Here is a 22,244-nt window from a genome sequence, read left to right as displayed (position 1 = left end):
ATATATTCTTTATAGTAATTTTTTATATTCATTGACAAATCGTATAATTTAATGATATATATGAAGACAGGTGTGTCTGAAGATACTTTCTTCATATGTAAAAGGAGGTAAATATGCTTGAAATAAAAAATGTAAGTAAGAAATTCAAGGAGGTAAAAGCTGTAGATAGTTTGTCTTTCAGTGCCAATGAAGGAGAGATAGTGGGACTTTTGGGCGAAAATGGTGCAGGAAAAACCACAACTTTAAGGATGATTTCTACAATGTTGAAACCAAGCGGTGGAACTATAGTGGTAAATGGATATGATGTGATTGAGGAACCTTCGAAGGTCAGAGGAGAAATAGGAATTCTGTTTGGAGGAGAGGTTGGGATATACGATAGATTATCGGCCCGGGAAAATATAGAATATTTTGGAAGACTATATGGGATGTCACAGGAAAAAATAGACAAAAGGATAACTGAATTGACAAGAGATCTTGAGATGTCGGAATATATAGACAGAAAAGCTGGTAAATTTTCAAGGGGTATGAAGCAGAAGGTGTCCATAGCACGGGCTATAATACATTCTCCAAAAGTGATGTTATTTGATGAGCCAAGCACTGGATTAGATGTTTCTGCAGCTAGGGTCATACATGAATTTATTTTTAAATGCAAAAGTGAAAACAAGATAATTCTGCTGTCCTCCCATTCCATGGCAGAAGTTGAAAAACTCTGTGACAGAGTTGTAATAATTCATAAGGGTAAGCTTGTAGAACAGGGAACTGTGGAATATTTAAAATCAAAGTATAATAGTGACAACATGGAGGAGATATTTATGAAACTGGTGGGAGGCGATATACATGAATAATTTCTGGATAATCTTAAAAAAGGAACTTACAGATATTTTCAGGGACAGGAAAACTCTTATATTTACAATACTTCTTCCCATTATAATGTATCCTGCCATGTTTAAGATAATAGATTTTACTATGAAAGACACCACAGAATCCGTTCAGAAAAACATAACCATTGCCTATAGGGGAAATGAAAATTCTTCAATTTATAAGATGTTAGAAAATATGAAGAATATAACAATAGATAACAGTGGAAATGCAGACGAAAAACTTAAAAAGGGTGATATATCCCTTATAATAAATGTGCCTGTGGACTTTGATTCGAAAGTTGCAGCTGAAGGTAAAACGGATGTCAAAATAATATATGATCAGGATTCAAATAAATCTTCCATGGCATCCTCCATGATAAAGGATATTTTTGATAAATACAGTAAATCTGTTGTTGATGGAAGACTTCAGGCAAAAGGCATCAGCAGCCAGGTATTGACTCCTTTTGAAGTAAAGGAAGAAGCTCTAAGTAAAAGGGACAATAATCCCATAGCTTTTGGTATTTTAAGTGTACTGCCAACACTGCTTATTATTTTTATGATAAGTCCTACTATAGGAATAGCAGCGGATCTGGTGGCAGGTGAAAAAGAAAGGGGAACTTTTGAACCTCTTTTGTCGACATCCGTGGGAAGAATGTCTATATTTTGGGGGAAACTTATGGCTATTTCATCTGTGGCACTTATTACACTGATAGTTACATTAGCTTCCATGGTAGGTTCCATGCTTTACATATTTTCAGATGGAGGAGGAGTTACAATTTCAATAGGTGCCTTTGTAGTCATGGGAGTGGTATCTGTATTTGTACTCATAGCGCTAAGCTCAATTGAAATATCTATAAGCATATTTGCCCGTTCCATGAAGGAAGCCAATACTTATCTTGGAGGGTTTATAGTACCTGTTATGATTTTGACATATATACCATTTATGATGGACGCCAAAACTATAGGAATTTTATTTTTTAATATTCCCATAGTTAATGCAGTGGCAGTTATGAAAGAAGCCATTGCGGGAATATTTAGTCCTGTACATATCTCCATAGTACTGGGATGGCACGTTGTATATGTGATAGCCACTATATTTTTGGCAAAAGTCATGTTTTCCAAGGAAGAAGTTGTATTTAGATCCTGATAATTAGTACAATGAGCAATTTGTAATTGATAATGAACAGAGAAAGCAGGGAAAATTTTCGGTAACAACTGAAAATCTTCCCTGCTTTATATACATGCACTTTGAGCTCTGATACTTGAATATAATTATTCTTTTATTCTTTCATCTTAAGGCCTCTGTAACGGTTTATCGCCCCACAGAGCTCATATTTTCTAGGAAGTGCCAGATTTCCGGGATGGCCTGCATGAGGTGATAGAAAATCCAACCCCGAAGTTTCTATTTGACGAAACAATGCATCTGCAACTTGTGAAATTGACATCTTGTCATTTATCAGTTTACTTGAAATAAAATCGAGCATCAATGCTATGCAGTTGGTCTGACTGCTGTCTATAAGCTGTTCGAGAGCCGAAAGATCTATAGATGATCTACCATAGAGAACTATATGCTTTCCCTTGGCCTTTATCTTAAATGATCTTCCTGTATGGGCAAAACTGGATTTTAGAGGTATTCGGGGAGTTATATCTCCAAAAATGGTTTCACCTGATTTTTCTCTTTTATATCCAGAACTATCTGCAATATTTTTAGCCTGCTCTGTAACCTCTCTTGGGATGTATTCATCCATCATGATTATATGGTCTGCCACGTCAAAATAATCTCCAGATCCACCTACAATCAATATAGTCGAAACCTTGTACTGGTGGTATAGCTGGCGAATTTTGTCTATAAAAGGGGTAATGGGCTCCTTATCCTTTGAAACGAGTTTCTGCATGCGCCCATCCCTTATCATGAAATTTGTGGCGGAAGTATCTTCATCTATCAATAAGAGCTTGCTTCCACATTCCAGAGCTTCCATCACATTTGCTGCCTGGGAGGTGCTTCCGCTGGCATTATCCGTGGAGAATTTAAAGGTGTCCTTATTGTTTGGAAGATTGTTTATAAAGGGACTGATATTTACCTTTTCCACTCTGCGGCCGTCTTCTGCACGTATTTTAACAGCATCATTTCTGGTTATTACGTATTCCCGGCCGTCGCCTGGAATATGGTTGTATATTCCAAGTTCAAGGGCTTTTAAAAGTGTGGATTTTCCATGATATCCACCTCCTACAATTAAGGTTATGCCTTCTGGAATTCCCATTCCCTTTATTGTACCGTGATTTGGAAGAGACAATTCTATTTCAAGGCTTTCAGGACTTTTAAAGGGAACTGCACCTGCCTCTTTTAACGGTCTGTCGGATATTCCGTTTTCCCTTGGTAAAATGGCTCCGTTGGCGATAAAAGCTATAAGACCTTTTTTGTTTAATTCTTCTCTGATAAATTCTTGATCGAGTATTAGATCAATTTGTTTTTTTAATTTGGTTCCATTTATGTTTTTAAAAAGCAGTGATGAATTTACAATTCCGGGGAGTATATCGAAAAAAATTTCAATGGCGGATTTACCGCGAATTCTTCGCCCGGAAGCGGGCAGTTCAACTTCAAATCTGGCTTCAATATGATCCTGCTTTATGACTGCAGATGTTCTCTCCAGCATCTCCTGCCCACAGGTGTCTATGGATAGAAATGTACTTAACTTTTTTATATTTGGAGCTCCATTGAAATTTTTAATATTGTGTGAAAAAGTTCTTGTCAAAAAGTCGGATACTGCTATTATTTTATATTTTGAATTCAAAAATTCTTCAGGGAAACCTGCTTCCTTTCTGGACATGATTATACGTGCTTTCGATGGTGGGGCGAAGGGATCCGACTGGACGTGATCCACAGAAAGTACGTATTTCCCAAAATTGTATTCACCTCTTAATTCCTTGTAGGCAGAATAACCTCTTCCATCTATTGATAATAGCAATTGCTGAAGTTCACGATAATTTTTCAAAATAGTTCCTCCTCTTGTATTTTCCAATGGTAATTTGCAAATTTTGCATTTTACAATATAATATGATAACATAATTTCAGGACTAAAGGTAGAGAGGTTTTTAAAATGGACTTGATTAAATCTTATGGAAAGTATATAAAAAAAAGTGTAGATAATCCTTCTAAGGCATTTAATTTATTAAAATTTGGATTTTCTTTTGAAAAATTTTTAGTTTCAAAATTTAGGGATAAGAAGATACCTCCTTCTCTTAATTATTTAAATCAACTCTGCGTTGATTTTATACTTAACCCCCTTAAAAATCCTGACAATTCAGCTTTTGTTACCATATTTTCACCTGTTGAAATATTTTATGCCATGGGTATAAATCCATTTTTAATTGAAGGATTTTCTTCCTTCCTTTCAGGTACCCAATGTGAGGATGTGTTTATAGACTGTGCTGAGAGATCAGGTATTTCCGACACCCTCTGCAGTTATCACAAGGCATTTATAGGGGCCGTAGAGGAGGAAGTTATTCCAAAACCAAGATTTTCCCTAACCTCCTCTATGATATGTGATGGCAATCTTAATACCATAAGGTTTGTTTCTCATAAGTACAACATACCCTATTATTATTTAGATATACCCTATGAATATAATGAGGATACGGAAGCATATGTGGTGGGACAGCTCCATGAAATAGTGGAATTTATCCAGGATATAATGAAATTAAAATTTGATGAGGATAAATTTAAAGAAGTGATAAAAATTGAGAATAGCACTAAAGTATATATGCGTAAATTTTACGAGAGACTTAAATACAAGTATTTTCCAAATACTCTTACACTGGAGATGTACAAATTATTTGCATCTCATCTTGGAATAGGCAGGGCAGAAATACTGAATTTTTATAAAATGCAGGCTGAGGATATAGAAAAATATCCTGATTATAGTGGAAAAAGGGTGTTGTGGAGCCATATCATGCCTTTTTACAGTGAAACACTAAAAAGTTATCTTAACCTGAATCCTGATTGTCAACTTCTTGCCTGTGATTATAATTTAGATAATTTGGATGAGATGGATTATAATCATCCATTTGAGGCTTTGGCTAGAAAATTCCTCAAAAACAGGCTCAATGGTCCTTTCCAGAGGAAAATACAAAACATAATGAAGATGACCCGGGATTTTAATGCCAGCGGCGTCATAAATTTGTGTTCTTTTGGGTGTAAAGAGTGCAGTGGTGGTACAATGCTTTTAAAGCAGGCTTTAAAACAGAAAAATATACCTTATCTATCTATAGATGGAGACGGTGTAGACAGACGAAATGCCCATGAAGGTCAAATTAAGACCAGAGTTGAAGCATTTATGGAAATACTGAGCAATAGACAGAAGGTGGCAAAGTGATAGGTTATGTATGTAAATACACTCCAATTCATATTATAAGTTCTTTTGGGCAGGAAGCAGTAAAAATTGCTCCCCGTGTTTCCGGATTTAACAGGGCTGAAACTCTGATGCATCCCAATATATGCACTTATGCAAAGGCAGTACTTGAGGAGTGTATTGATTCGGGAATCTGTAATTTAGTACTTGTAAACTGCTGTGACAGTATTAAACGATTGTACGATGTGGCTAAAAGCACAGCTGAATTTAAATATGTATACCTTATAGATGTTCCAAGAAAAAGAAATAGGGCCTCTGATCTCATTATGAAAAATGAAATGATGAAATTTATAAGGTCAATGGAAAAATTTACAGGAAAAAAGTTTGACAGGGATAAATTTATAGAATTGGTCAATACCAGAAAAGATGAGATACATAAAAAATCAGCGGGTATCAAAATTGCGCTTATGGGTTCCAGAATAAAGAATTCTACCCTCAGACAAATTGAAGAAGCCGGTGCTTCTGTGGATTTTGATTTTACCTGTACGGGAAATTTTACAAAATCAACTGTACTTGAAAAAGATGAGGACTTCCTATTGAGCTATGCTTCTTTTTTATTGAATTCATTTCCCTGCATGAGAATGGTGGACAATAGGGATAGAATTAGGGTTTTATCTGAAAATTCAGGTGAGCTAGATGGCATAATATATCATACCACAAAATTTTGTGATGCCTATTCTTTTGAATATGCTGTATTAAAAAAATCAATTTCCATACCTATGCTGAAAATAGAGACCGATTATACAGAAGAGGGGAATGGACAGATGAAAACCAGAATAGAGGCTTTTGTTGAGACAATCAAGTCAAAGAATACACAACATAGAGGAAATTATGGTGCCAATATAAAGGATGATATTTTAGTCGCAGGCATAGACAGCGGTTCCACATCCACAAATGTTGCTATAATGGATAAAAACAGAGAAATACTTTCTTATTCAATAGTCAGAACTGGTGCCAAAAGTCAGAGAGGGGCAGAAAAGGCCATGAAAGAAGCTCTGAAAAAATTAGGAATAGAACGTGACAGGCTTTCCAGAATAATTTCCACGGGATATGGACGTGTAAGCATTCCCTTTGCAGATAGAGAAATAACTGAAATAACATGTCACGGAAAGGCAGCTTATTTTCTGAATAATGAGATTAGAACCATAATTGATATAGGAGGGCAGGACAGTAAGGTCATAAGGCTGGATGATGGGGGAAAAGTGATGGATTTTGCCATGAATGACAAATGTGCGGCAGGTACGGGAAGGTTTCTCGAGATGATGAGCCGCACTCTGGAAGTTCCATTAGATGAAATGGGAAAAAGATCCTTGAATTGGAAGGAAGATATAGATATAACAAGTATGTGCACTGTGTTTGCGGAGTCTGAGGTTGTATCGCTTATTGCGCAGAATAAGGAAATACCGGATATAATTCATGGACTGAATAAGTCAGTTGCAACAAAGACACTTTCTCTTGCAAACAGAGTTGGCAAAAAAGAAGCTTATATGATGACCGGGGGAGTTGCCAAAAATATAGGTGTGGTGAAATGTCTCGAAGAAAAGCTTGGCAGCAAAATATTTATACCACAGGAACCGCAGATAGTGGGTGCTGTAGGGGCAGCGCTCATAGCCCTGGAAAGCATTTAATCGAAGTTGTATGGGAATTTTATAAAAAATCATAAATTATGCAAATAAGCACCGGTACCTATGTATCAGATGCTTTTTTCTGCTAATTTCAATATCATGTATCTTTTAATTGGGCAATAATGTCAGGGGTAAAATCCATTGCAAAACAGTAAAATAACTGAGATTTATCGGGGGCATAAATATTAATTAATTGACAGTGAACACAAAATGCTATAGTATGTACCTAAATTTAAAATTGTTGACCAGAAAACTGGAGGCAAGTTTTTATACAGTACGCAGCTGTGTATTTAATTTGTTATCCGGTTTTTTTATTTTATTATGTATTTTTGGGAGGTAAAAAATGTCATATAGTAATATAAAAGCTAAAAAAGTACTCCTGCTGGGGCTGGATGGAGCAGATGCACTGCAGGTAAAAAAATATGTAGCAGAAGGAAAGCTGCCAAATTTTAAGAAGGTAATATCCCGGGGTGTTACGACAAAAGATTATTCCATGAGAAGTGTCCTGCCGGCAATCACTCCTCCAAACTGGGCATCTCTGGCTACTGGAGCATTTCCCAATACTCATGGTATAACTTGTTTTTGGAATCATACACTTGGGAATCCGCTTGATAAGCTGGATTATGGTTTTAATTCTGAGCTGTTAAAGGCAGAAACCATATGGGAGGCTTATGCCCGTTCAGGCAAAAAAAGCATATTGTTTAATTATCCCACTGCATGGCCGCCAAAGACTAAAAATGATATATATGTAGATGGGACAAGTATATATACAAATTTAAGGGGATATGTGGATTATGAAAAAGTATATAACTGTATTGAAGGTGATTTTCCAATAAAAGAAATACCCCATGTATTGGACAATACAGGTACCGACTGCAGAGTTGAGGGGGAGGTTTCATCTATAAAAGCTGACATAAGCAAGTCAGAGTACGATGGATATGGATATACTGAACCTGACATTGTGACTTCTGAAGAGACTGGTGAATCCTCTGCAGACGTTCCAAATGCGGATCAGATAACAACTCCCATTAGATGGGCTTCTGGATGGAAAAATGCACCTGATGGAGCAAAGGAAGTTGTGCTTCCTGTAAACAGCGGCATGGCCAGAAGATATGGACTTATAGTAGCAGAGGACGGTAAAAATTATAATAAGGTAAAGATATATAGGAGAAAAAAAGATGAAAATCCAATTGGAGAGGCAAAAGCAGGTGAATGGAGCAATTGGATCTATGACAATTACAGAATAGATGGCAAAAGTACCAAAGTAGCTTATAAAATAAGAATAATCAACCTGGAAAGCGATGGAAGCAAGCTGAAATTTTATTATTCTTTTGTACTGGATTTATACAATGGAAAATATTTCTATCCGGACAAGATAGGAGGGGAAATATATGATAAAGTAGGACCCATGCTTCAACCTACCAATTATGACAGATTGAATAAGACCGCCGATGAAATTATGCTTGAATCCATTACAGAGATGTATGACTGGCATGTAAAAGCTATTAATTATCTGCTTGATAATAAAGAATGGGATCTTTTTTATGTTCATATGCATGGAATTGACATGTACAATCATTTTTATCTGGATTATACATTTGAGGAGACTTCGAAAGAATACGAAAGATATAGGGATTTAATATACAGAATATATGAATTGAGTGATAAATTTATAGGAGAAATGCTGAAGAGACTTGACGGGCAAACAACCATATTTATTGTTTCCGATCACGGTGGTGTGGGAAAAAACCCTAAAACAGAATTTCCTCTAATAGGGGATATGTGGGGAATCAATACAGGTGTAATGGGAGAGCTTGGATACACTAAATTAAAAGAGGTGGATGGAAAACTGCAGATAGATTGGCAGCATACCACTGCGATTTCCCAAAGAGCTGCATTTATATATATAAATTTAAAGGGAAGGGATCCTGAAGGAATTGTTGATCCTAAAGATTATGATAAATTGGTAGAAAAAATAATAGATGATCTGTACAATTACAGGGATCCTAAAACCGGGAGAAGAGTCATAAGCTTTGCATTGAACAGAAAAGATATGGAGGTCCTTGGACTGGGTGGTGAAAATTCTGGAGATATATTTTATATACTGGAGCCTGAATTTACCAGATGTCATGGAAATGGATTGAGTAACCACGAACTTTTGGGACATTCCATGAAAGCATTGTTTGCTGCAGTAGGAGCCGGGATAAAAAGTGGAGAAATCATTGATAGAAATGTGGGAGTAGTGGATATAGTTCCAACTATAAGCTATCTGGCGGGGATTCCCGTGCCTAAAAATGCAGAAGGTGGAATAATATATCAGGCCCTGGAGGAGTGATTCATTTTATGGATAAGAGTTCTATTTTGAGCATTGACGAGAAAAATTTTGACAGTTTCACCTTTGACAGCGATACTCCGGCAATAGTATTTTTTAACGCAGATAGATGCGGTGCCTGTAAAATGCTGCATCCAATTTTGGAGAAAATGGCAGAGGAGTATTTTGACAGGTTAAATATTTATTCCGTTGATGTGGATAAACATGAGTTATTGGTTCAGAGGTTTAGATTAAGCGGTATACCCACTATTTTAATATTTAAAGATGGAGAGGTAGCAAGGAAAATTACAGGCTTTCACAGTAAAGAGGCTCTAGATAAAATAATAATTCGTTATTTAAGGAATGATTTTTATGTTAAAGAAAATATCAAAAAATAATTTTACCATACAAAAATATAAATATAGAATTATTTCTATAATATCAGTTGTTGTGGCATTTCTGATATGGTATACAGGCAGCAAGCTCAATTTGTTCAATCCTGTGTTTTTACCATCACCAGGGGATGTCTGGTCGGTATTTATTCAAATACTGGGAGAAGGCTATAAAGGTCATTCCTTATTTTTTCATATATTTTCGAGTATGAGAAGATTATTTACAGCACTGTTTTTTGCTTTTATAACGGCGGTACCATTGGGGCTTGCGGCAGGCGGCTCAAGGCTTCTGATGGCCATATTGGATCCTTTTATTGAGTTTTACAGGCCGCTTCCGCCTCTTGCCTATTATACACTTTTGGTGTTGTGGTTTGGAATAACTGATGTTTCAAAAATAATACTGCTTTTTTTGAGCGGATTTGCCCCATTGTTTATCAATACGGTATTCAGTGTTAAAAAGATACCCCGGGACAGAATAAACGGCTGCAAGTCACTTGGGGCATCTAAATTCAAATTGTTTATTTATGTGATATTTCCATCTTGTCTGCCGGATATATTGACGGGCTTTAGGACGGCGGTGGGAGTATCCTATGCTACCCTGGTAGCAGCTGAAATGGTTGCTGCAGTTTCTGGAATCGGGTGGATGGTGCTGGATGCAAGTAAATTTTTAAGGAATGATGTTGTCTATATGGGAATTGTAATTATGGGCCTGATTGCCATATTTATCGATGCCTGCATTAGACTTGCACTTAGAAAGGTTTCACCCTGGGTTGGGGAAGAGGAGGAGAAATGATGAAAACAAAGAAATATTTTAAAATTGTATTTATGTTGTTAATTGCGGTAATTTTGACTTTTGCAGCAGGATGCCAGGGCGGTGGTGATCAGAGCAGCAATAAAACAAGCTCTTCAGCCGGACAAAACAAGCCCAAAGAAATACGTATTGGATATATGACATCTCCAAATGGAGAGCTTCTTGCAAAGGCCACGGGAGCTGTGGAGAAAAAATTTCCCGGGACAAAAATCTCATGGATAAAATTTGATGCAGGCCGTGATATAATTACAGCTATGGCAGGTGGATCATTGGATCTGGCAACTATAGGTACACCCCCTGCAGCAACGGGAATAGCAAATAAACTTCCATATTATATATACTATCTGGATGATATTATAGGTGACAGTGAAGCACTTGTAGTAAAGAAAGATTCGGGAATAAATTCCATTGACGATATAAAGGGAAAGAAAATAGCTACTACTTTCAGTTCAACTTCACATTTTAGTTTGCTGGGTGCCTTAAAGCTGAATAATATTAAAGAGTCGCAGCTTACACTTCTTGACATGCAGATGCCTGATATACTGGCTGCATGGCAGAGAGGTGATATTCAGGGAGCATATGTATGGGAAACCACCAAATCAAAACTTCTGGCTGATGGCGGTAAAGTGATCGTAAGCTCGGGAGACCTGGCTAAAAAGGGAATTATCACAGGTGAGCTTGGCATTGTAAGCAAAAGCTTTGCAGATAAATATCCTGATGTTATGAAACAGTATATTTCTGTTTTAAATGACTCTGTACATGAATACAAGGAACAGCCGGAAAAATCTGCCGCAGTCCTTTCAAAGGAGCTTGGATTATCGGAGCAGGATACTCTTAAATCCATGAAAGAAATAATTGTTCTGGATTCCAAAGAGCAGACCGATCCAAAGTATTTTGGAACCTCAAGCAATCCAGGTAACTTTGGAAAATTATTAAAGAGTACAGGCGATTATCTGCTGACACAAAAGGCAATAAAATCTTCACCGGAATTGTCCGTATATCAGAAGGCTATATTGACTAAATTATATGATAAATAAATGGAGGGAGTATGGTTATGATACAGCCAGCACGTATGCCTTTATTTTTAAAGCAGGAAGGTACTGAATCAAATATAATTCTGAAAAATATAAGTCTAACCTATAATCAGTCGGGAAAAGATATCCGTGCTCTTGAAAATGTAAATCTTCAGCTGTATAGTAATGATTTTGTATGTGTACTTGGACCTTCGGGATGCGGAAAATCTTCTCTCTTAAATATTATTGCAGGGTATTTGACGCCCTCTGAAGGAACTGTTTTTATAGATGGCAGTCCGCATACAAATCCGGATCCACAGGTAGGTGTGGTGTTCCAGCAGCCTAATTTGCTTCCCTGGTTAAATATAGAAAAGAATGTGGAGTTTGGATTGAAGATGAAGGGAATGACTAAAGGAAGAAGAGTTGAAATAGCTTCTCATTATTTGGAACTAGTGGGTTTGAAGGATTATGCCAAATTGTATCCCCACCAGCTTTCCGGAGGCATGAAATAGAGGGCCGCCATTGCAAGGACACTGGCAGCCAATCCTAAAATAATACTTTTGGATGAGCCCTTTAGTGCTCTCGATGCTCTTACCCGTGAAAAAATGCAGAAACATCTCTATTTTATATGGCAGCAGACTCAAAAATGCTTGTTTTTTATTACTCACGATGTAGATGAGGCACTTTTACTTGGAGACAGAATTATTGTTATGCATTCTAATCCGGGAAGAATAGTCAGGGAATATAAAAACCCTGTGGCAAGGCCTAAAGAAGGAGATTTTAGATCTATTAGATCACAAAAAGAGTTTTTTGAAATGAGGGAATATTTAATAGATCAGATACAGGAAGATGACGAAAAAGATGAATAGGATGGCATTGAAAAAAATTGGTGAAAAGGATTTTGATAGATTCACTTTTGAAAATGATATGCCATCACTGGTACTTTTTGGGGCCCGCAGATGTAAGGTGTGCAGGGAACAAATACCAATTGTAGAGCGGGTAGCTTATGAATACAGGGGCAGGATTGAAGCATACTGGGTGGATGTGGATAAACATGAGGAGTTGTTTTACAGGTTCAGGCTGCAGGGAATACCCAACATAGTTATATTTCATGATGAAGAAATTGTAAAGAAAATTCGTGGATTGAATTCAAAAGAAGGTTTAATTGAAATAGTAAATGGTATTTTGACCTGATTCGGATAAATTTGTAAACAGTAATGCTGCATGATATAATTGCCTAAAGTGCAGGTATTCTAAGGAGGAAAATTATATTATGCGTCTAGATCAGCTTTACTATATAGTGGAAGTTGCCCAATTTAAATCCATTTCAATGGTTGCTGAAAGGAACTATATGTCACAGCCTGCAATTAGTTCATCTATCTCAAAGCTGGAGCTTGAATTGGGAGTTACACTTTTTAAGAGGACTAATAAGGGAATGGTACCTACAGAGATAGGCAAAAATGTGATAGAAAAAGCAGCTCGCATTATAGATGAGATAGAAGAAATAAAAAATATTACCAGAAATAATGCCATGAAACTTACTGGAGATATCAGCATTGCAGTTGAGCCCAGCTTTTGCAATACAATAATGGTAAATATACTCACCACATTTAAGTATAAGCATCCTAAAATAAATTTGATGGTAAAAGTGGGAGAGTCAAATGATATACTCCATGATGTACTCTCAGGAAGAGCGGATATAAGTATTAACTTGAAAACAGAACAATATGTGAAATCTGGCGATATTATCATAAAGAAACTTTTCAAAGATAATCTTATGGTGATTGCAGGCAAGAATTCCACAATTGGAGGTAGAAGGACAATTTCTATAGAAGAAGCATTAAATCAGCCTGTGGCACTTTATAATACTGGATATGAGACAAGATGCGGCATTTCCCAAATATTACATAAATATGGGAATCTAAAGGTGGCTTATAGATTTGATAATTTAAATATAATAGAGAAGGTTGTAGGTGATGGTACATGCATATCTTTTGTACCAAAAATGATGATTAATTATTATAAAGGTTCCGATTCAATAAATACGATTCTTATAAATAATACAGGCCTGGAAATAGAAGTCATAATGGTAATCAACAAAAGACACAGGATTTCCAATATTGAAAAAGATTTGATAAATACAATTAAATCACTGTGTCAAAGATGTGAATTTAGTGATTGAAGGATATAAACCTGAGCCTGCCTCGGCAGACTCAGGTTTACTCTTCTATAGAATATTAAACAGCTTTATCTAATGCATTTTGAACTGCCTCGATGAGTCCTCTGCTGCTGTAGGTAGCTCCGGATACGGTGTCAACTGAACTTGACTGGGCTGAAATTATTTCATCAGGTATGGTGTCTTCAACGTATTGATAGAATCTTGGAGTATCACCTGTTGATATTGTTTTTATATCAGTGATTTTGCCGCCCGCCGTTTACAGTTACGGAGACTTTTGTTGTACCATCATGAAATCCTGTGCCGGTTCCAATATAGGTACCGTCTTTGTATTTAGCTTTTTGTGAAGCATTTGAATTTACGGCAGTTTGACTATTGCTGTTTGACGTTTTGCTTTTACTGGTGGAGACTACATTATTTGGGGAAGCTAGGCCTTTTTGTGTTAAAATTGAACTTCCTAAATTGGTTAAACCATATATACCTGTGAAGATGACAATGGCAAAAGAACCTGCCATTGCTGGATTCACATCTTCACCCAGTATGCTTGCACGAGGATTTCTCCTGGGGCATGTTTCTATACATTTTAGACAATTTATGCATTCGCCCCCTTTGACACTGTTCATGCTGTAGAGCTTTAAGCCCATTGAACAATTATCTGTGCATAGTCTGCATCTGCCGCATTTGTCACCGGGTTTGTTTATTTTAAATATACCCATTCTGGATACCAGGGAAAATACGGCACCCAGAGGACACAGATATCTGCAGAAAAATCTTTCAATAAAAATATTTCCCAGAGTTATTAAAACCAAAAGTATAAATCCAACGGTTAAAGACGACAGTACATTGGACAGATCACTTATCTGTGCAAAGGCATCCCAGGGACTTGAACCATCTAAAATAGTGTTTCCACCTTTAAATAGGAGGATCAGGATGATAAATAAAATTATATATTTTATATATTTCAATATAGAATCAAGCTGTTCACTTACTTTAAAATTAATTTTAAAGACCTTTTTTGATATTATGTGAATCCAGTCATTGAAAGTACCAAAGGCACAGAGCCATCCACAGAAAAATCTGCCCATTAAAATGGTGGAGACAGTTGTTATTATAAATTCCATTAATCCAGGAAAAGCCTGAATAAAATTGAAATTGCCGCTGACAATCATCTGTAAAATTGATTTTAGTTCACTAAAGGTCAGTATGTACATACCAGGCAGCAGAAAAAACAAAATCAGCTGTATAATGTGTCTGGAAATTTGTATTTTTTTAATCTTTTTTGTCATATTAACAGATCCTTTCCTGCTCATAATTTTTGATATATTTAAATTCGTTGTCAGTCAGCTTGAAATTTTCAACAATACCTGATGTAATATACACTTTTTTTGCATTGGTAATCAATATTGCATCTATGCCCGGCAGAGATTCTATTAAATCCATGGATTTATGTACATCCATAATATAGATGCCTGTGGATAATCCGTCGCCGTCAATGGAATTATCGGATATAATACTAGCACTTACAATGCTGCTCTCTGAAGGATATCCTGTTTTAGGATCCAGTATGTGATGGAATTTTTTGCCGCTATTCATAAAATATCTTTCGTAATTGCCGGATGTAACTAGGGACTTGTCTTTAACATTTACTATACCAATATATTCTCCACGGTGTTTAAATGGGTTTTGAATGCCTATACTCCATAAATCACCGCTGCATTTGCGGCCCAGGGCAAAAATATTTCCGCCCAGATCGATTAAGGCACTTTTAACGTGATATTTGGACAACAGGCCTTTAACTGTATCTGCTGCAAATCCCTTGGCTATACCTCCCACATCGATTGACTGATTTTTATATTTCAACTTGATGGATCTGGTACCTTCATCTAAAATTATGTCCTTATAGTTGACCAGACTTAATTTTTTATCTATTTCATCTTTTTGAGGAATTCTTTCATGTTCAGTACCTATATTCCATAGAGATGTTAAAGGACCTATAGTGGGATCAAAAGATCCGCCTGACAGCTCGGCATATTCTACAGCTTTTTTTATTACAAAATAGGTATCGCTGCTGATGATTTGAGGAGATAATCCGGCATTTCTATTTATTTTTGATATTTCACTGTAGTCCTTGAATACAGACATTTTGTCATCAATATCCCTGAGTTTTTCCAATGCTTTTTCTGATAATTGCTCGGATCTGTTTCCAAATATCTGTATATGCACTATGGTTCCCAGAACATAACTGTTTTTTACTATAGAAGTTTTTTTAGTGTGAACTGTTAGTGCATAAATAATCACTAATATAAATACATTAATTGCTATAACAATACCTGCTGTGCTTTGAAACAAATTATATCACCTGCAAAATTTAAATTATTCTTTTTTAGTATAGATTTATAATAAAAAACAAACCTTAATATTACATTAAGATTTGTTAAAAAATTTCTTATAAAAATGTTAATTTTGAATAGGCATTTTAATGAAACTCTTTTTCAAAAGTTAAAAAATTGTATTCAATATTTTTATCATAATGCTTCTCACATTCAAGTAATGTATAATCTTCTCTGTTGAATTTAGGAAAATATGCATCTCCATCTTCAAAAGACATTATTTCAGTTAAATACAATCTGCTGCAGTAGGGCAGCATCTGATTGTAGATTTTTTCTCCTCCTATTATAAATACCTCTTCAGGACAAGCTTTGTATTTCAAGATGTCCTCAATGTCATGTACAACCACAATTCTACTGTCCGAAATGAAATAATTTCTATTTCTTGTTATTACAATATGTTTTCTATCAGGCAGTATTTTAGGAAGTGACTCGAAAGTTTTTCTCCCCATTATGATAGTTTTTCCCAGAGTTATTTTTTTAAATCTTTTTAGATCCTCTGGTATGTGCCATATCAGTTTGTTGTTTTTTCCTATTACGTAATTTTTATTGATAGCTGCAATTAAACTTATCACAGGGGAGCTCACTTCCTTGTCTGTACTTATTCAGAATGTATTTACTGTATTATAGCATAATATGCGGATGAAATGTTATTTAAGGCTGTTATATATCATTTCTAAATTGGACTTCATGCTTTGAATATAATTTTTGTTATCTTCTTTACTTTCAATTGTATATATTTTTTCTACCTTTGCTCCTACTTCTTTGGCTAGTGTATTGGAAACCTTGGGACTTACCATGTCTTCTACGAATATGGTTTTTATATTATTCTGTTTGCAGTAATTAACAAGCTCTGCCAATTTTTGGGGCGAAGGTTCTCCTTCTGCAAATACACCTTCCACGCTGTTTTGTTTTAACCCATAATCCCTGCAGAGATATGCAAAAGCAGCATGACCGGTTACAAAATTTTTATTTTTAACAGTTGAAAATTTTGTTTTGTATTCACTGTAGAGATCCTCTAGCTGTTTTGAAAAGCTCTTGTAGTTTTTTTCATAAAAATCTTTATTTGAAGGATCCGCTTTAACTAAAGCATCTTTTATGTTCTTTGATTGGATCTCAGCGTTTTTTAAACTTATCCATGCATGGGGATCATATTGACCGTGCTCCTTTATCTCGTCTGCATCTGTATTTTTAATTGGAGTTATATCTTTTGAGGCATCAACTGCAATTAAATTTTTATTATTTGCTGAATTTATGACCTTGTCTTTCCATGATTCCATTCCAAGTCCGCTGTATATAAATACATTGGCACTGCTAAGGGTTTTAAGATCCTTTGCAGTTGGTTCGAAGTCATGAGGCTCTGTGCCATTTGGAATTATGGTTGTAATATCTATCTTATCTTTTCCGATGGCTGAGGCAAATTCCCTCATGGCGTTGAAAGATACCACTACTTTTGGCTTCGATTGACTTTTATTATCGGTGTTTGTCCCACTTGAACTACTGCATCCTGAAAAAACAAACATAATACTGCTGAGAATAGCAGCTATTATAAATAACTTATTTTTTTTAAACATTTCATGACCTCCTTAAAATATGTAAATGCACATGAATTGCATTTACATATTTACTATAATGGAGTATTGAATTATTGTCAAGAAATAAAATGTAATTAAATTATATACTCCATATGCTGGTTTATGTCAATAGGCAAAAATTTTACTGAAAACTTCGAAATATATGGCTGTTATATTTTTAAAATACTTGAATATTATTTAATAAACATTAAATTGTACGAGGAGTGATAAAATTGTTTAAAACACGTAAATGCTTTTTACTTTTTATAGTATTATTTATGATTCCTGTTATTCTATTTTGTACTATTTCAGTAAGAGCAGAAGGAAGTGAAAGTGATAGTAATACTGCCGAAAGCATAATAAAGGGCAAAGTTATAAATGTAATATCTTCCAATGATGCAGATAAAGAGGATAAAAATGTTATGGAAAAGCAACAAAAATTGAAGGTAGAGATCACAGAGGGAAAGCACGATGGTGAAAAAGTTGAAATAACACATACTATTCAGCCATCCAAACCGGATAATATAGAATTTAAAACAGGTGATGAATTGTTTCTGTCGATAAGCGAAGACAATAGTGGGAAAATAAACGAAGCAAGTGTATATCAGGTAGTTAGGCAGAATCAATTACTTCACCTGCTTATATTTTTTATGATATCTATTATTTTAATAGGTGGAATAAGAGGTTTTAAGTCCCTGATAACTTTAACAATAACCTGTTTGATAATTGTAAAAGTATTTTTACCGCTGATTTTACAAGGATATAATCCTATTGTTGTCTCAACAGCTGTTTGTATTGCTATAACAATAATAAGCCTGATTATAGTGAGCGGATTTAATAGGAAAAGTGCAGCTGCAATTTTGGGAACAAGCAGTGGAGTCATTATAGCAGGTATTATAGCATATGTTTATATTAACTCTGCAAGGGTATCGGGAGTTGGAACGGAAGATGCCCAGCTGCTTATGGATTCTCTTTTAAAGGGCACTTTGAATTTTAAGGGAATTTTGTTTGGATCAATACTTATAGGTACATTGGGTGCGGTAATGGATATAAGTATGTCTATAGCTTCAACTATGAATGAGTTAAGAGAAAATAATCCCAGGATTTCAAACGGAAATATTATAAAAGCAGGAATGAGTGTGGGAAGGGACACTATAGGAACAATGACAACTACTTTAGTACTGGCCTATATAAGTGGCACTGTGTTTCTGGTATTGGGATATATGGTGAGTAAAAGCAGCTTTATAGATATAATAAACCAGGATATGATTGCCTCGGATGTAATAAAGACTTTTGCGAGTAGTATAGGGCTTATATTTACGATTCCCATCACTGTCTTTGCATATTGGATTTTGGATAAGAGATGATAATGGATTCATAGTGAATTTCAGTTGTGAAGGGAGGGAAAAACTGCTTTTTGATTAAAGCAGTAAATATATTGTGAATTATAAAAAATTTAGCAGAAAAGATAAGCCTAGATTTGAAATGCTCAATTTGATTATAAGCCTGGTATTTGTAATTGTATTGCCCTATTTGGTTGAGGCAAATAATAATCAAAATAACAATATTAGAGGAAACATGTTATATGTTCAAATACTGAATTATGCGATGCCTGCAGTTAAAGCCACCTGTTTTGATGAAGAAGATATGGCAGAAAATAATTTTTCGCTGAAAAGTTTAGTTTTAGAGCCTTTTAATATAAGTTATAAAAATCCACTTAGTATACTGGGAAGGGAAGTGGCCTTTTTAGGGGGTGGTATATCGGATAGCAGCGTGAATGAGTTTAAGCTTGATGATAAACAGATAGCTAAAACAGACGATGACAAAAATTTGAGCAGGGGAGATAATAGTTCCGCTGAAAGTACAGATGTGTTTGATCCAAGTCTGAAGAGAAAGATGAACAGCAAAAAGCCGGATATACTTATTTATCATACCCATACTACGGAAAGCTATAAACCCGGTGATGCAAATAGTTCTGATGATACTAAAAATGTCTGTGCCGTAGGGCAGCAGCTGGTTACAGAGCTCAACAAATACGGCATTTCTGCAATAAATGATACCACTGTCCACGATGCACAGGGATATAATCAAAGTTATGCAAGATCTTCGGTAACCTTGGGAAAATACTTAAAAAAATATGGAGATTTCAAGCTCATAATAGATATGCACAGGGATTATGCTGAAGATAAAAATTCAGTGACTGTAAAATTAAATGGAGAAAATGTATCCAAGTTTATGCTGGTTATGACGAAAAAAAATCCTCATTTTGACAAGAATATGAAACTGGCAAATCAGATAATAGATCTTTCAAACAAGCTGTATCCGGGTCTTTCCAGGGGGGTTAATTTGTATTATAATTATGGAACAAGGTATTTTAACCAGGGCATGAGCAACAATGCAATACTTATGGAGATAGGGTCCCAGATAAATACTACGGATGAATCCAAAGCCTCTACCAAGTATATAGCGAGGATAATTGCGCAGATCATCAAATAGCTGGAAATTGAAAGTTAGGGGAAAACTTTGATAATAAAATTTTCCCCCAGGTTTTTAACTAGACTTGTAGTTTATCATATTATTTACCAATTGATGGGGACTATTTGAAATCAATAGAGATTTGAGGCTTAAGTCATTTATGAAACCTTCTCTGCATGAATTTTTAAGCATGTCTAAAAGAGGATCAAAAAAATGTTCTATATTCAGTAATCCTATAGGTTTTTTATGAATTTTGAGCCTGGCCCAGCTTATGGTATCGAATAATTCCTCATAGGTGCCGAGCCCCCCTGGGAGAGCAATAAATCCATCACAAAGATCTGACATTCTTTCTTTCCTTTCGCTCATGTTTTTAACATATATGAGTTTAGTCAATTTGTGATTAGGAGGCTCGTTTAAAAGAAGTATTTCAGGAATAACACCAGTAACTTTACCACCATTTTTTAAAACTTCATTTGAGATTTGCCCCATAAGACCTGAATTGGAACCTCCATATATAAGCTGTATTTGATTTTTTGCCAATTCTTTTCCAAGTAATCGTGCACCTTTACTGTATTCTTTACGTGTACCTGAATTTGAACCGCAATACACACATATACTTTTCATGCTATCAATCCTCCTGTAATCAGTTATTCCATATTGCACTTTATTATATTATATAGAAAAAAAGTATGATTGATAATTATATATTGAGTACGGGATGATTATCTGGTATATAATTAATTTGAAATGGATGAAAAATATTATTTGATTTTGGGGGAATTTAAAATGAAGGATGATTTGAAGAAATATATCGAAGTAGCCAAGGAGCTTGGAGCATATGATGCCAAAATAATTGATACAGATACAATAGAAACAGCTGCATGGACAATAATGAAGTGTAAATTTGGATGCGGCAATTATAACAGAAGCAATTGTTGTCCGCCTAAAGCTCCTTCTTATAAGGAGACACAGCAGATAATTGATTGTTATGACAAGGCTATTCTCATACAGTGCAAGATGGATTTGGCTTCCACTACTAAAATTGCAGTGGAAATTGAAAAAAATATTTTTTTATCAGGTTATTATAAGGCATTTGGTTTTGGAGCAGGCCCTTGTAAGCTGTGCGAAGAATGTGATATGGGAAATTGCAGGCATCCAGGTGAAGCAAGGCCATCTATGGAGGCCTGTGGTATAGATGTATTTGCTACGATAAAGGCAAATGGATTTCCTATAGGTGTATTAAAGAATAAAGAAAGAAAAGATCAGCTCAATTGTTATGGACTAGTTCTTATTGAATAATATGTACTGAAATCGTGAATATGTGCAACTATATTATTTTTTAGAAGATCAAGGAAGTGCTGTAAAGATACTTTTAAAGTAGTTTTTCAGCACTTCCTTCAAATATTTAAGATTGACTATTTACCAGGGTTTATAAACATCTGAACCCAATAGGGAGTTCCATTTTTATCTTTGGCAACTCCAACTCCAATTTCTGTAAAATTAGAATTTAATATATTTGCTCTGTGGCCTGCAGAGTTCATCCAGGCATTCATTACTTCAGAAGGAGTTTTCTGGCCATATGCTATATTTTCACCTGCTGCTGTGTAACTTATACCAAATTTTTTCATCATGTCAAAAGGCGATCCGTAAGTAGGTGAATTGTGGCTGAAATAGTTTTTGTCAATCATATCTTGGGCTTTCACTGCTGCCACTTTGGATAATTCGGTATTGGCTTTAAGTGGAGCTAGTCCATTTTTGCTTCTTTCTGCATTGACTAATTTTATAACTTCATTTGCTTCAGTGCTTATATTAGAAGATTGTCCACTATTTTGTACCGGTTTTGCAGATGAAGTATTTTGATTTGTGTTGGCAGAAGCCTTATTGGAATTTGTCTGCACCTTGGTAGTACAAGTGTTTTTATTCCCAATTGACTTTTCTGAAGTAAAAATTTTCAAATTACTGAGCTGAGGATAATTAGCTAGTACATTTTTTGACAGAGCCTGTTGATTTACTGAATTAGGACATGTACTTTCAGCTGCTTTTGCTACAGCAGGTGTAATAGCTGGTATAGTTCCAGCAATAACCATTGCTGCGATTATCGATTTGACTTTTTTATTCATAAAATGAACCCCCAAAAATTTTGACTTGAAAAAATTATATTGATTTCATATTTGAAAATTTCAATATAATTTCAATTTAAGTTTTTAATAT

At 35.3% G+C, this 22,244-nt stretch carries 23 protein-coding genes; 15 read left to right on the top strand and 8 right to left on the bottom strand.

Translation table 11 applies throughout. The annotated features are described in order from the left end of the window. Nucleotides 1-113 precede the first annotated feature (113 nt). Complete coding sequence (locus tag J5G60_RS06845) at nucleotides 114-845, top strand: ABC transporter ATP-binding protein (protein WP_150357865.1); 732 nt, start codon at nucleotides 114-116, stop codon at nucleotides 843-845. Continuing rightward, on the top strand, nucleotides 838-2,007 hold the full coding sequence (locus J5G60_RS06840; RefSeq protein WP_150357866.1) for an ABC transporter permease: 1,170 nt from the start codon (nucleotides 838-840) through the stop codon (nucleotides 2,005-2,007). The genes J5G60_RS06845 and J5G60_RS06840 overlap by 8 nt, the downstream gene beginning before the upstream one ends. A gap of 133 nt (nucleotides 2,008-2,140) precedes the next feature. Here J5G60_RS06840 and J5G60_RS06835 read toward each other — a convergent pair whose 3' ends face one another. After that, complete coding sequence (locus tag J5G60_RS06835) at nucleotides 2,141-3,853, bottom strand: ABC-ATPase domain-containing protein (RefSeq protein WP_150357867.1); 1,713 nt, start codon at nucleotides 3,851-3,853, stop codon at nucleotides 2,141-2,143. A gap of 105 nt (nucleotides 3,854-3,958) precedes the next feature. On the opposite strand from J5G60_RS06835, the gene J5G60_RS06830 reads away from it, so the two are divergent. From J5G60_RS06830 to J5G60_RS06790, 10 genes are all read left to right on the top strand, one after another. After that, nucleotides 3,959-5,233 carry a 2-hydroxyacyl-CoA dehydratase subunit D gene (locus J5G60_RS06830; RefSeq protein WP_150357868.1) on the top strand — a complete coding sequence of 425 codons (1,275 nt, stop codon included), beginning with the start codon at nucleotides 3,959-3,961 and terminating at the stop codon, nucleotides 5,231-5,233. Then, nucleotides 5,230-6,897 carry an acyl-CoA dehydratase activase gene (locus J5G60_RS06825; protein WP_150357869.1) on the top strand — a complete coding sequence of 556 codons (1,668 nt, stop codon included), beginning with the start codon at nucleotides 5,230-5,232 and terminating at the stop codon, nucleotides 6,895-6,897. Before J5G60_RS06830 ends, J5G60_RS06825 begins: the two co-directional genes overlap by 4 nt. Before the next feature lie 340 nt (nucleotides 6,898-7,237). After that, the gene (locus tag J5G60_RS06820) at nucleotides 7,238-9,229 is read left to right on the top strand and encodes an alkaline phosphatase family protein (protein WP_150357870.1); all 1,992 of its coding nucleotides are present in this window, start codon (nucleotides 7,238-7,240) and stop codon (nucleotides 9,227-9,229) included. Nucleotides 9,230-9,237: 8 nt separating this feature from the next. Then, complete coding sequence (locus tag J5G60_RS06815; RefSeq protein ID WP_150357871.1) at nucleotides 9,238-9,603, top strand: thioredoxin family protein; 366 nt, start codon at nucleotides 9,238-9,240, stop codon at nucleotides 9,601-9,603. Continuing rightward, complete coding sequence (locus tag J5G60_RS06810) at nucleotides 9,578-10,390, top strand: ABC transporter permease (RefSeq protein ID WP_150357872.1); 813 nt, start codon at nucleotides 9,578-9,580, stop codon at nucleotides 10,388-10,390. The genes J5G60_RS06815 and J5G60_RS06810 overlap by 26 nt, the downstream gene beginning before the upstream one ends. Beyond that, nucleotides 10,390-11,445, top strand: a complete 1,056-nt coding sequence (locus tag J5G60_RS06805) for a taurine ABC transporter substrate-binding protein (RefSeq protein WP_150357873.1) — start codon at nucleotides 10,390-10,392, stop codon at nucleotides 11,443-11,445. Before J5G60_RS06810 ends, J5G60_RS06805 begins: the two co-directional genes overlap by 1 nt. 17 nt (nucleotides 11,446-11,462) lie before the next feature. After that, nucleotides 11,463-11,933, top strand: a complete 471-nt coding sequence (locus J5G60_RS18850) for an ABC transporter ATP-binding protein (RefSeq protein WP_236035188.1) — start codon at nucleotides 11,463-11,465, stop codon at nucleotides 11,931-11,933. 48 nt (nucleotides 11,934-11,981) lie between these two features. After that, complete coding sequence (locus J5G60_RS18845; protein WP_236035185.1) at nucleotides 11,982-12,290, top strand: hypothetical protein; 309 nt, start codon at nucleotides 11,982-11,984, stop codon at nucleotides 12,288-12,290. Continuing rightward, the gene (locus J5G60_RS06795; RefSeq protein WP_150357874.1) at nucleotides 12,271-12,615 is read left to right on the top strand and encodes a thioredoxin family protein; all 345 of its coding nucleotides are present in this window, start codon (nucleotides 12,271-12,273) and stop codon (nucleotides 12,613-12,615) included. The genes J5G60_RS18845 and J5G60_RS06795 overlap by 20 nt, the downstream gene beginning before the upstream one ends. A gap of 79 nt (nucleotides 12,616-12,694) precedes the next feature. Further along, the gene (locus tag J5G60_RS06790; RefSeq protein ID WP_150357875.1) at nucleotides 12,695-13,603 is read left to right on the top strand and encodes a LysR family transcriptional regulator; all 909 of its coding nucleotides are present in this window, start codon (nucleotides 12,695-12,697) and stop codon (nucleotides 13,601-13,603) included. Nucleotides 13,604-13,658: 55 nt separating this feature from the next. Here J5G60_RS06790 and J5G60_RS18840 read toward each other — a convergent pair whose 3' ends face one another. The 5 genes from J5G60_RS18840 to J5G60_RS06770 all read right to left on the bottom strand — a co-directional run bounded on the left by J5G60_RS18840 (nucleotide 13,659) and on the right by J5G60_RS06770 (nucleotide 17,558). Beyond that, nucleotides 13,659-13,823: an FMN-binding protein gene (locus tag J5G60_RS18840; protein WP_236035190.1), complete on the bottom strand. Its 165-nt coding sequence runs from the start codon at nucleotides 13,821-13,823 to the stop codon at nucleotides 13,659-13,661. Between the two features lie 10 nt (nucleotides 13,824-13,833). After that, nucleotides 13,834-14,883 carry a 4Fe-4S binding protein gene (locus J5G60_RS06785; RefSeq protein WP_236035184.1) on the bottom strand — a complete coding sequence of 350 codons (1,050 nt, stop codon included), beginning with the start codon at nucleotides 14,881-14,883 and terminating at the stop codon, nucleotides 13,834-13,836. 1 nt (nucleotide 14,884) lies between these two features. Then, complete coding sequence (locus tag J5G60_RS06780) at nucleotides 14,885-15,946, bottom strand: FAD:protein FMN transferase (RefSeq protein ID WP_150357876.1); 1,062 nt, start codon at nucleotides 15,944-15,946, stop codon at nucleotides 14,885-14,887. A gap of 127 nt (nucleotides 15,947-16,073) precedes the next feature. After that, the gene (locus tag J5G60_RS06775; RefSeq protein WP_150357877.1) at nucleotides 16,074-16,559 is read right to left on the bottom strand and encodes a dihydrofolate reductase; all 486 of its coding nucleotides are present in this window, start codon (nucleotides 16,557-16,559) and stop codon (nucleotides 16,074-16,076) included. Between the two features lie 75 nt (nucleotides 16,560-16,634). Continuing rightward, the gene (locus J5G60_RS06770) at nucleotides 16,635-17,558 is read right to left on the bottom strand and encodes a metal ABC transporter substrate-binding protein (RefSeq protein WP_150357878.1); all 924 of its coding nucleotides are present in this window, start codon (nucleotides 17,556-17,558) and stop codon (nucleotides 16,635-16,637) included. A 224-nt stretch (nucleotides 17,559-17,782) separates the two neighbouring features. Between J5G60_RS06770 and J5G60_RS06765 the strand changes: the two genes are divergently transcribed. Next, entirely contained in the window at nucleotides 17,783-18,925 is a 1,143-nt protein-coding gene (locus tag J5G60_RS06765; protein WP_229981821.1) for a YibE/F family protein, read from the top strand. Nucleotides 18,926-18,998: 73 nt separating this feature from the next. Next, nucleotides 18,999-20,054 carry a stage II sporulation protein P gene (locus J5G60_RS06760; protein ID WP_442870517.1) on the top strand — a complete coding sequence of 352 codons (1,056 nt, stop codon included), beginning with the start codon at nucleotides 18,999-19,001 and terminating at the stop codon, nucleotides 20,052-20,054. 54 nt (nucleotides 20,055-20,108) lie between these two features. Here J5G60_RS06760 and J5G60_RS06755 read toward each other — a convergent pair whose 3' ends face one another. Beyond that, nucleotides 20,109-20,657 (bottom strand): TIGR00730 family Rossman fold protein, encoded by a 549-nt coding sequence (locus J5G60_RS06755; protein ID WP_150357879.1) that lies wholly within the window; start codon nucleotides 20,655-20,657, stop codon nucleotides 20,109-20,111. Between the two features lie 162 nt (nucleotides 20,658-20,819). On the opposite strand from J5G60_RS06755, the gene J5G60_RS06750 reads away from it, so the two are divergent. Further along, complete coding sequence (locus J5G60_RS06750) at nucleotides 20,820-21,332, top strand: DUF2284 domain-containing protein (RefSeq protein ID WP_179977472.1); 513 nt, start codon at nucleotides 20,820-20,822, stop codon at nucleotides 21,330-21,332. Nucleotides 21,333-21,448: 116 nt separating this feature from the next. Here J5G60_RS06750 and J5G60_RS06745 read toward each other — a convergent pair whose 3' ends face one another. Then, nucleotides 21,449-22,153: a CAP domain-containing protein gene (locus tag J5G60_RS06745; RefSeq protein WP_150357881.1), complete on the bottom strand. Its 705-nt coding sequence runs from the start codon at nucleotides 22,151-22,153 to the stop codon at nucleotides 21,449-21,451. Nucleotides 22,154-22,244: the final 91 nt, after the last annotated feature.

Source organism: Clostridium sp. HV4-5-A1G (assembly GCF_900184915.1).
Taxonomy (GTDB): Bacteria; Bacillota; Clostridia; order Clostridiales; family Clostridiaceae; genus Clostridium_B; species Clostridium_B aromativorans.
This window is presented reverse-complemented; position numbering and strand designations above follow the sequence as displayed.

Coding starts and splice junctions, on each gene's coding strand:
- J5G60_RS06805 (WP_150357873.1), top strand. CDS start 10,390: ATGAAAACAAAGAAATATTTTAAAATTGTATTTATGTTGTTAATTGCG.
- J5G60_RS06830 (WP_150357868.1), top strand. CDS start 3,959: ATGGACTTGATTAAATCTTATGGAAAGTATATAAAAAAAAGTGTAGAT.
- J5G60_RS06820 (WP_150357870.1), top strand. CDS start 7,238: ATGTCATATAGTAATATAAAAGCTAAAAAAGTACTCCTGCTGGGGCTG.
- J5G60_RS06790 (WP_150357875.1), top strand. CDS start 12,695: ATGCGTCTAGATCAGCTTTACTATATAGTGGAAGTTGCCCAATTTAAA.
- J5G60_RS18850 (WP_236035188.1), top strand. CDS start 11,463: ATGATACAGCCAGCACGTATGCCTTTATTTTTAAAGCAGGAAGGTACT.
- J5G60_RS06810 (WP_150357872.1), top strand. CDS start 9,578: ATGTTAAAGAAAATATCAAAAAATAATTTTACCATACAAAAATATAAA.
- J5G60_RS06745 (WP_150357881.1), bottom strand. CDS start 22,153: ATGAATAAAAAAGTCAAATCGATAATCGCAGCAATGGTTATTGCTGGA.
- J5G60_RS06845 (WP_150357865.1), top strand. CDS start 114: ATGCTTGAAATAAAAAATGTAAGTAAGAAATTCAAGGAGGTAAAAGCT.
- J5G60_RS06750 (WP_179977472.1), top strand. CDS start 20,820: ATGAAGGATGATTTGAAGAAATATATCGAAGTAGCCAAGGAGCTTGGA.
- J5G60_RS06785 (WP_236035184.1), bottom strand. CDS start 14,883: ATGACAAAAAAGATTAAAAAAATACAAATTTCCAGACACATTATACAG.
- J5G60_RS06840 (WP_150357866.1), top strand. CDS start 838: ATGAATAATTTCTGGATAATCTTAAAAAAGGAACTTACAGATATTTTC.
- J5G60_RS06755 (WP_150357879.1), bottom strand. CDS start 20,657: ATGAAAAGTATATGTGTGTATTGCGGTTCAAATTCAGGTACACGTAAA.
- J5G60_RS06795 (WP_150357874.1), top strand. CDS start 12,271: ATGACGAAAAAGATGAATAGGATGGCATTGAAAAAAATTGGTGAAAAG.
- J5G60_RS06770 (WP_150357878.1), bottom strand. CDS start 17,558: ATGTTTAAAAAAAATAAGTTATTTATAATAGCTGCTATTCTCAGCAGT.
- J5G60_RS06815 (WP_150357871.1), top strand. CDS start 9,238: ATGGATAAGAGTTCTATTTTGAGCATTGACGAGAAAAATTTTGACAGT.